Genomic DNA, 9821 nt, shown 5'->3' on the forward strand with positions numbered 1-9821 from the left:
TTTTAGCGGAAAAAAAGAAATCTTAGGAGAAATCTATGTCAGATTTAAAAAAATATGAAGGTGTCATTCCTGCCTTCTACGCATGTTACGATGATGCTGGTGAAGTTAGTCCAGAACGTACACGTGCTTTGGTTCAATACTTTATTGATAAAGGTGTTCAAGGACTTTATGTCAACGGTTCTTCAGGTGAATGTATCTACCAAAGCGTAGAAGACCGCAAATTGATCTTGGAAGAAGTCATGGCAGTTGCTAAAGGTAAATTGACAATCATTGCTCACGTGGCTTGCAACAATACTAAAGACAGTATGGAACTTGCTCGTCATGCAGAAAGCTTGGGTGTTGATGCTATTGCAACAATCCCACCAATTTACTTCCGTTTGCCTGAATACTCAGTAGCAAAATACTGGAACGACATCAGTGCTGCTGCACCAAATACAGACTATGTCATCTATAACATTCCTCAATTGGCGGGTGTTGCTTTGACTCCAAGTCTTTACACAGAAATGTTGAAGAACCCACGTGTTATCGGTGTTAAAAACTCTTCAATGCCAGTTCAAGATATTCAAACATTCGTTAGCCTTGGCGGCGAAGATCATATCGTCTTTAATGGTCCAGATGAACAATTCCTAGGTGGTCGTCTCATGGGAGCAAAAGCTGGTATCGGTGGTACTTATGGTGCTATGCCAGAACTCTTCTTGAAACTTAATGAGTTGATTGCTGAGAAAGACTTGGAAACAGCGCGTGAATTGCAATACGCTATCAACGCTATCATCGGTAAATTGACTGCAGCACATGGTAATATGTACTGTGTCATCAAAGAAGTCTTGAAAATCAATGAAGGACTTAATATCGGATCAGTTCGTTCTCCACTTACACCAGTGATCGAAGAAGATCGTCCAGTTGTAGAAGCAGCTGCTCAATTGATTCGTGAAACCAAGGAGCGCTTCCTCTAATCCATAAGGAGGTATTTATGACACACTATGTTGCAATTGATATCGGTGGAACCAACATCAAATATGGTTTGATCGACCAAGAAGGCCAACTTGTTGAATCGCATGAAATGCCAACAGAGGCGCATAAAGGTGGACCTCATATCTTACAAAAGACCAAAGATATCGTAGCCAGCTATTTAGAACAAGGTCCAGTAGCAGGTGTTGCCATTTCTTCTGCTGGGATGGTGGATCCAGACAAGGGTGAAATTTTCTATGCTGGGCCTCAAATCCCTAACTACGCAGGCACCCAGTTCAAAAAGGAAATCGAGACTAGCTTTAATATTCCTTGTGAGATTGAAAATGATGTCAACTGTGCAGGTCTTGCTGAAGCGGTATCTGGTTCAGGCAAGGGAGCGAGTGTGACACTTTGCTTGACTATTGGAACAGGTATCGGTGGTTGCTTGATTATGGATGGGAAAGTCTTCCATGGTTTTAGCAATTCAGCCTGTGAAGTTGGGTATATGCATATGCAGGATGGAGCGTTTCAAGATTTGGCTTCTACAACAGCTTTAGTGAAATATGTAGCTGAAGCACATGGAGAAGATGTTGATCAGTGGAATGGTCGACGCATCTTTAAGGAAGCCACTGAAGGCAACAAGATTTGTATGGCTGGTATTGACCGTATGGTAGACTATCTAGGAAAAGGTCTGGCTAATATTTGCTACGTTGCTAATCCAGAAGTGGTCATTCTCGGTGGCGGTATCATGGGACAAGAGGCTATCCTCAAACCCAAGATCCGCACAGCCTTGAAAGAGGCTTTGGTACCGAGTTTGGCTGAGAAAACAAGATTAGAATTTGCTCATCATCAAAATACAGCAGGTATGTTGGGAGCTTATTATCATTTTAAAACAAAACAATCCTAGTTTGGCCCAGCCAAACTAGGATTTTCTTATACGTTTTTGCCTACGATAGCCGTTGAGTTTTTTATTTTCCCAATAGCTATTAAAGATTTTTTCCTTGCTTTCGCGATTGATTTCCAAAAAGTAGGCATAAATCAAATCAATAAAGAAGAGCATAGGAAGTTGGGCGGATATTCGTTGGATGTAGGAGGGTTGGCTGTGGTTGGCTACAAGAACAGTCTCTGTATAGGCCAGACTATCTTTATTGGGAACACTTGTAAAGAGTACAGTCTTTGCTCCCATCTCCTTAGCGTCTAATAGACTATCTAAAATAGAAGGTGTTGTACCAGAAAGTGAGAAGCCCATTACTAGGCAATTATCATCCATAATACTGGTTGTCCAGGCAAAGCCGTCTTGATCAGTCAAAGCCTCGCAGACCACACCTAGACGCATGAAGCGCAATTTCATTTCACGGGCGACAAGTCCAGAACTGCCTGTTCCAAAGAAGTAGACACGCTCAGCATCTTCGATTAGTTGGGCAATTCGTTCTAGTTGTTCTTCGTCAATCAAGTCCTGTGTTTGTTCCCTCATATTACTATAGCTTCTGAGGACTCGTTTTGTCAGTGGACTGTGCTTGGAGACTTGTTTGGTTTGATTTTCTGCCTGATGTTGGTATTGGAAAATAAATTCTCGGTAGCCAGTAAAACCACACTTTTTAGAAAAGCGGGTCAGAGCAGCTTGAGAGATATGTAATTTTTGAGTAACCTGCTGAGAAGATAAATTATCATTAATCGTCTCATCTTGCAAAAAATAGCGAGCGATTTCTTGCTCTAAATCTGTCATTTCTTCGAAGTGGGAATCAATGAGGGTTGCTATATCTGATTTGTCCATAGGGAAGGCTCCTTTAAATGAGTCGTATTGGAAAAAATTGGGTTATCGAACTTTTACATTCATTATATCATATAATATAGGGATGAATAAATAAAAACTTATCTTACCGTAAAAACGAAAAAAAGCTTTTTCCTTTTCCATAATTTTCTTCTCAAATTGTGGTACAATGAAGAGTAAGATTTTAAATAGAAATGAGACTGACTTGTATGAGAAAATTTGATAGCCATTCGATTCCGATTCGGCTTAATTTATTGTTTTCAATTGTTATTTTGCTTTTTATGGCCATTATTGGTCGCCTGCTTTATATGCAGGTTTTGAACAAGGATTTTTATGAGGCAAAATTAGCATCGGCTAGTAAAACAAAGGTGACCACTAGTTCAGCCCGTGGACAAATCTACGATGCAACAGGGAAACCTCTCGTCGAAAACACCATCAAGCAAGTTGTATCTTTTACAAGGAACAACAAAATGACGGCTGCAGATTTAAAAGAAACAGCCAAGAAGTTGCTGGCTTATGTGGGAGTTTCTTCTCCAACATTGACTGATCGACAGTTGGCAGATTACTACCTAGCAGATCAAGATGTCTATAAGAAAGCAGTGGAAAGTTTACCACGTGAGAAGCGACTTGATTCTGATGGCAATCAATTATCTGAATCCGAGCTTTACAATAATACTGTTGAAAGTATCGATCCAAGCCAATTGGCCTACTCTGATGACGAAAAGAAAGAAATTTACCTCTTTAGCCAACTTAATGCAGTTGAAAATTTTGCGACAGGGACCATTGCCACAGACTCCTTGACAGATACTCAGATTGCCTTGATAGCTTCTGCTTCTAAGAATTTACCTGGTATCAGTATTTCAACTTCGTGGGATCGAAAGGTTTTAGAGACTTCTCTTTCGTCTATAGTAGGAAGTGTATCCAGTGAAAAAGCTGGTCTTCCAGCTGAAGAAGCAGATGCTTATATCAAAAAGGGTTATTCTCTAAATGACCGTGTTGGAACCTCTTATCTAGAAAAACAATATGAAGAAACCTTGCAAGGAAAACGTTCTGTGAAAGAAATCCAGCTAGACAAGTATGGCAATATGGAAAGTGTCGAAAATATCGAAGATGGTACCAAAGGGAATAATATTAAACTGACCATCGATTTGGCCTTTCAAGATAGCGTGGACAATCTTCTTAAGAGTTATTTCAATTCCGAGTTAGGAAATGGAGGAGCCAGATATTCTGAAGGTGTTTATGCAGTTGCTTTGAACCCAAAAACAGGTGCAGTTTTGTCTATGTCAGGGCTCAAACATGATTTGAAAACGGGAGAGTTGACGCCTGATTCCTTGGGAACGGTAACCAATGTCTTTGTCCCAGGTTCGGTTGTCAAGGCGGCGACCATCAGTTCTGGTTGGGAGAATGGAGTCTTGTCAGGGAACCAGACCTTGACAGACCAACCGATTGTCTTCCAAGGCTCAGCTCCGATTAATTCTTGGTATACTCAAGCCTACGGTTCATTCCCGATTACAGCTGTGGAAGCCTTGGAGTATTCTTCTAATGCCTATATGGTTCAAACGGCTTTGGGCATTATGGGGCAGACCTATCAACCCAATATGTTTGTTTTAACTAACAATTTAGAATCCGCTATGGGGAAACTTCGTTCGACATTTGCTGAATATGGTCTTGGAGCCTCAACAGGTATTGATCTTCCAGATGAGTCAACTGGTTTTATACCAAAAGAGTATAATTTTGCTAATTACATTACCAATGCATTTGGTCAGTTTGATAACTACACCCCAATGCAATTGGCCCAGTATGTTGGAACCATTGCTAACAATGGTGTTCGAATTGCACCTCACATTGTTGAGGGAATTTATGGAAATAATGAACAAGGTGGCTTAGGGAACTTAATCCAATCTATTGATACCAAGGAAATGAATAAAATTAATATTTCTGAGTCTGATGTTTCCATCCTCCAACAAGGATTTTATCAAGTTTCACATGGTGGGAGTGCTCTGACGACAGGTCGTGCCTTTTCCAATGGTGCAGCTGTATCCATTAGTGGTAAAACAGGTACTGCCGAAAGTTATGTTGAGGGAGGTCAAAAAGCTAACAATACCAATGCTGTGGCTTATGCACCATCAGATAATCCTCAAATCGCTGTAGCTGTTGTCTTCCCTCATAACACCAACCTTACAAATGGTGTCGGACCTTCTATTGCGCGCGATATTATCAACCTCTATAACCAACATCATCCAATGAATTAGAAAGGAACATATGCTTTATCCAACACCTATTGCTAAGCTAATTGACAGTTATTCGAAGTTACCGGGTATCGGGATTAAGACGGCTACCCGTCTGGCCTTCTATACTATTGGAATGTCTGATGACGATGTCAATGAATTTGCTAAAAATCTCCTTTCTGCTAAGAGAGAGCTAACCTATTGCTCCATCTGTGGTCGTTTGACTGATGACGATCCTTGTTCTATCTGTACCGATCCAAGTCGTGACCAGAAAACGATTTTAGTCCTCGAGGATAGTCGTGATGTGGCAGCCATGGAGAACATCCAAGAATACCATGGACTCTATCATGTCTTACATGGTCTTATTTCTCCCATGAATGGTATCAGTCCAGATGATATCAATCTCAAGAGTCTCATGACTCGTCTGATGGATAGCGAGGTTTCAGAAGTGATTGTGGCCACAAATGCTACGGCAGATGGTGAAGCGACATCCATGTATCTTTCACGTTTGCTCAAGCCAGCTGGGATCAAGGTTACGCGTCTAGCACGAGGTCTCGCTGTGGGAGCAGATATCGAGTATGCGGACGAAGTTACACTCTTACGAGCCATTGAAAATCGAACAGAGCTGTAAGTCTAGACAAATTAACAAACTCAATTCATTTATACAAAAATCACGGAGATCGACAGTTGTTTTATCGGTCTCTTTTTAGATTTATTGAAGACCAGTATCAGGTTCAAGTTTCAAAAAAGAAGCAAATATGATATACTAAAGAACGAGTATTCTATTAGAATTGGAACAAATAATATGAAACAAACGATTATTCTTTTATACGGTGGACGTAGTGCAGAGCGTGAAGTCTCTGTTCTTTCAGCTGAAAGTGTCATGCGTGCGGTCAACTACGACCGTTTCACAGTCAAGACTTTCTTCATCTGCCAGTCAGGTGACTTTATTAAAACGCAAGAATTTAGCCATACTCCAGGTCAAGAGGATCGTCTTATGACCAATGAAACCATTGATTGGGATAAGAAAGTTGCACCAAGTGCTATCTACGAAGATGGTGCAGTGGTCTTTCCAGTCCTTCATGGTCCGATGGGAGAGGATGGCTCAGTTCAAGGATTCCTTGAAGTTTTGAAAATGCCTTACGTCGGTTGTAACATCTTGTCATCTAGTCTTGCCATGGATAAAATCACGACCAAGCGTGTCTTAGAATCTGTCGGGATTGCCCAAGTTCCTTATGTGGCCATCGTTGAAGGCGATGATGTGACTTCTAAAATCACCGAAGTTGAAGAAAAATTGACTTATCCAGTCTTCACAAAACCATCAAACATGGGTTCAAGTGTCGGTATTTCTAAGTCTGAAAATCAAGAAGAACTCCGTCAAGCTTTGAAACTTGCCTTCCAATATGACAGCCGTGTCTTGGTTGAGCAAGGGGTTAATGCCCGTGAAATCGAGGTTGGTCTCTTGGGCAACTACGATGTCAAAAGCACGCTTCCAGGGGAAGTAGTCAAGGATGTTGCCTTTTATGACTACGATGCCAAGTATATTGACAACAAGATTACTATGGACATCCCAGCCAAAATCAGTGATGATGTGGTAGCTGTCATGCGCCAAAATGCAGAAACAGCCTTCCGTGCGATTGGTGGGCTCGGTCTCTCTCGTTGCGATTTCTTCTATACAGATAAGGGAGAGGTTTTCCTCAACGAGCTCAATACCATGCCAGGTTTCACCCAGTGGTCTATGTATCCATTACTTTGGGACAATATGGGAATCAGCTACCCAGAACTAATCGAGCGTTTGGTTGACCTTGCCAAGGAAAGTTTTGACAAGCGCGAAGCGCATTTGCTATAAAATGAAAGAGAGGGTAGGAGCCAGAACCATCACTGCAAGGTGACTAGAGTTCTCGAGCTTCGACCCTTTTTAAAGGAGTAGAAATGAAATTAACAATCCATGAAGTGGCCCAAGTTGTCGGAGCTAAAAATGATATCAGCATATTTGAGGATACCCAGTTAGAAAAAGCTGAGTTTGATAGTCGTTTGATTGCTACAGGGGACTTGTTTGTGCCCCTCAAGGGAGCGCGTGATGGCCACGACTTTATCGAAACAGCCTTTGAAAATGGTGCCACAGTAACCCTGTCTGAGAAAGAAATCGCAAACCATCCCTACATTTTAGTAGATGATGTTTTGACTGCCTTTCAAAAACTAGCAGCCTACTATCTTGAAAAAACAGCGGTTGATGTCTTTGCAGTTACAGGTTCAAATGGCAAGACAACGACCAAGGATATGTTAGCGCACTTGCTATCAACAACCTACAAAACATACAAGACACAAGGCAACTACAATAACGAGATTGGGCTTCCCTATACAGTTCTCCACATGCCTGAAGGAACAGAAAAATTAGTCTTGGAGATGGGGCAGGATCGCTTGGGAGATATTCATCTCTTGTCTGAATTGGCTCATCCAAAAACAGCCATCGTGACCTTGGTTGGAGAGGCTCATTTAGCCTTTTTCAAAGACCGTTCCGAGATCGCTAAAGGGAAAATGCAAATTGCAGATGGTATGGCTTCAGGTTCTTTGCTTTTGGCGCCAGCAGACCCGATTGTAGAGGACTACTTGCCTACTGATAAAAAAGTGGTTCGTTTTGGCCCAGGAGCAGAATTGGAAATTACAGAACTGGTTGAGCGTAAGGACAGTCTGACATTTAAGACTAATTTCTTGGAACAAGCCCTTGATTTGCCAGTGACTGGTAAGTACAATGCCACTAATGCTATGATTGCATCCTATGTTGCCCTGCAAGAAGGAGTGACTGAGGAGCAGATTCGTCAGGCCTTCCAAAATCTTGAATTGACGCGTAACCGTACCGAGTGGAAGAAAGCAGCCAATGGTGCAGATATCCTATCAGATGTTTACAATGCCAATCCAACTGCTATGAAGCTGATTTTAGAGACTTTCTCTGCCATTCCAGCCAATGAAGGTGGCAAGAAAATTGCAGTGTTGGCGGATATGAAGGAACTGGGTGAGCAGTCTATTCAACTCCATAATCAGATGATTTTGAGCCTAGCACCAGATGTAATTGATACTGTGATTTTCTATGGGGAAGACATTGCTGAATTAGCCCAACTTGCCAGTCAAATGTTCCCAATCGGCCACGTCTACTACTTCAAGAAAACAGAAGACCAAGACCAATTTGAAGACCTAGTCAAGCAGGTCAAAGAAAGCCTTGGAGCTAATGACCAAATCTTGCTCAAAGGCTCTAACTCTATGAATTTAGCCAAGCTGGTAGAAAGTTTAGAAAATGAAGCCAAGTGATTTTGTCAAGTATTTGCAAAGAATGATTGCCATTACAGATACTGGATTAACCTTTACAAAGGATCCTTTTGACCGTGAGCGCTACGAGGACTTGCGAGGTCTTTTATCTGAAATGTTGAATCAGGGATCAGACCTTGATGCAGAAGAAGTGGCAGAAGTCTTGAAACCAACTTCCTCTTATGCGACCCCGTTAATGGACGTCCGTGCTTGGATTGTTGAGGACGAAAAGATTTGTCTGGTTAGGGGACAAGGAGAGAATGATTGGGCTTTGCCAGGTGGCTTTGGTGAAGTCGGCTATTCTCCAACCGAAAATATTCTCAAGGAAATCGAAGAAGAAACTGGTTTTGAAGCCAAAGTAGAAAGACTACTAGCTGTTTTTGATACCAATCGTTTCCAACTACAGAGCAAACAATATACAAAGTTTGTTTTTGAATGTAAGCTTCTTGATGGACAATTCCAAGAAAATCAAGAAATTGCTGACCTTCAATTTTTTGCCATTGACCAACTGCCAACCTTATCAGAAAAACGCATTACCAAGGAGCAAATAGAGATTCTTTGGCAGGTTTATCAAGGTCAGAGGGAGCAATATCTTGATTAAGAAGATGATTATCGTATTTCTAAATCCATTTTTCTTAAGTAGCGTGGTATAATAATATGCAGGAAAATTTTGAATCATGAGGAAGACTAGATGAATTTATGGGATATTTTCTTTACGACCCAAGCAACAGAGCCACCCAAATTTGACCTTTTTTGGTATGTTAGCCTATTTACGCTCTTGGCCTTGACCTTTTATACGGCCTATCGTTATCGTGAAAAGAAGGCTTACCAACGATTTTTCCAGATTTTACAGGCGGTTCAGTTAATTCTCCTTTATGGTTGGTATTGGGTCAATCATATGCCACTGTCAGAAAGTCTACCTTTTTACCATTGCCGTATGGCTATGTTTGTGGTGCTCTTGCTTCCTGGTCAGTCTAAATTTAGGCAGTATTTTGCATTACTAGGAACATTTGGGACATTAGCAGCCTTTGTTTATCCAGTGCCAGATGCTTATCCTTTCCCACATATTGCGATTTTATCCTTTATCTTTGGGCATTTAGCACTCTTGGGGAACTCTCTAGTTTATCTATTGAGACAGTATAATGCGCGGTTGCTGGATGTGAAGGGAATTTTTCTCATGACCTTTGCCCTAAATGCCTTGATTTTTGTGGTCAATTTGGTGACAGGTGGCGATTACGGATTCTTGACAAAACCGCCATTGGTTGGAGATCACGGCTTAGTAGCTAATTATTTAATCGTTTCTCTTGCCTTGTCAGCGGCGATTACATTGACAAAGAAAATTTTGGAACTATTTTTAGAACAAGAAGCAGAAAAAATGATTGCAAAGAAAGCTTAGAAATGAGCTTTCTTTTTTGTACAATAGACAGATTGTTGACAAAGTTTACAGTGAATGAATTTCTAAACAGAAAAACTAAAAAATTGAGCTAAATTCCCAAACTAAGTTCCATCGCTAATTCAAGTGGAAGTTAGTCTGATAAAAACCCTAAAAACCAGTGGCAATCCGTGTCAAG

General features: G+C 41.2%; 9 protein-coding genes. 8 read left to right on the forward strand and 1 reads right to left on the reverse strand.

Translation table 11 applies throughout. The annotated features are described in order from the left end of the window. The first annotated feature begins 35 nt into the window (after window positions 1-35). Together M1F37_RS04740 and M1F37_RS04745 are read left to right on the forward strand one after the other, a co-directional pair. Window positions 36-953: a dihydrodipicolinate synthase family protein gene (locus M1F37_RS04740; protein ID WP_247934926.1), complete on the forward strand. Its 918-nt coding sequence runs from the start codon at window positions 36-38 to the stop codon at window positions 951-953. A gap of 17 nt (window positions 954-970) precedes the next feature. Beyond that, the gene (locus M1F37_RS04745; RefSeq protein ID WP_247934927.1) at window positions 971-1855 is read left to right on the forward strand and encodes an ROK family protein; all 885 of its coding nucleotides are present in this window, start codon (window positions 971-973) and stop codon (window positions 1853-1855) included. A gap of 15 nt (window positions 1856-1870) precedes the next feature. On the opposite strand, the gene M1F37_RS04750 is transcribed toward M1F37_RS04745, so the two are convergent. Continuing rightward, on the reverse strand, window positions 1871-2722 hold the full coding sequence (locus tag M1F37_RS04750; protein ID WP_247934928.1) for a MurR/RpiR family transcriptional regulator: 852 nt from the start codon (window positions 2720-2722) through the stop codon (window positions 1871-1873). A gap of 191 nt (window positions 2723-2913) precedes the next feature. Between M1F37_RS04750 and pbp2b the strand changes: the two genes are divergently transcribed. The 6 genes from pbp2b to M1F37_RS04780 all read left to right on the forward strand — a co-directional run bounded on the left by pbp2b (window position 2914) and on the right by M1F37_RS04780 (window position 9646). After that, the gene (pbp2b, locus tag M1F37_RS04755; RefSeq protein ID WP_247934929.1) at window positions 2914-4971 is read left to right on the forward strand and encodes a penicillin-binding protein PBP2B; all 2058 of its coding nucleotides are present in this window, start codon (window positions 2914-2916) and stop codon (window positions 4969-4971) included. A gap of 10 nt (window positions 4972-4981) precedes the next feature. Continuing rightward, window positions 4982-5578 carry a recombination mediator RecR gene (gene recR, locus M1F37_RS04760; RefSeq protein ID WP_060628648.1) on the forward strand — a complete coding sequence of 199 codons (597 nt, stop codon included), beginning with the start codon at window positions 4982-4984 and terminating at the stop codon, window positions 5576-5578. A 174-nt stretch (window positions 5579-5752) separates the two neighbouring features. Then, the gene (locus M1F37_RS04765; protein ID WP_247934930.1) at window positions 5753-6796 is read left to right on the forward strand and encodes a D-alanine--D-alanine ligase; all 1044 of its coding nucleotides are present in this window, start codon (window positions 5753-5755) and stop codon (window positions 6794-6796) included. 83 nt (window positions 6797-6879) lie between these two features. Then, a complete protein-coding gene (locus M1F37_RS04770) occupies window positions 6880-8253 on the forward strand; it encodes a UDP-N-acetylmuramoyl-tripeptide--D-alanyl-D-alanine ligase (RefSeq protein ID WP_247934931.1) in 1374 nt (457 codons plus the stop codon). After that, window positions 8240-8851, forward strand: a complete 612-nt coding sequence (locus M1F37_RS04775; protein WP_247934932.1) for an NUDIX hydrolase N-terminal domain-containing protein — start codon at window positions 8240-8242, stop codon at window positions 8849-8851. The genes M1F37_RS04770 and M1F37_RS04775 overlap by 14 nt, the downstream gene beginning before the upstream one ends. Window positions 8852-8941: 90 nt before the next feature. Next, entirely contained in the window at window positions 8942-9646 is a 705-nt protein-coding gene (locus tag M1F37_RS04780; protein WP_247934933.1) for a TIGR02206 family membrane protein, read from the forward strand. The last annotated feature ends 175 nt before the right edge of the window (window positions 9647-9821 follow it).

This window comes from Streptococcus mitis, from assembly GCF_023109105.1.
Taxonomy (GTDB): Bacteria; Bacillota; Bacilli; order Lactobacillales; family Streptococcaceae; genus Streptococcus; species Streptococcus mitis_BW.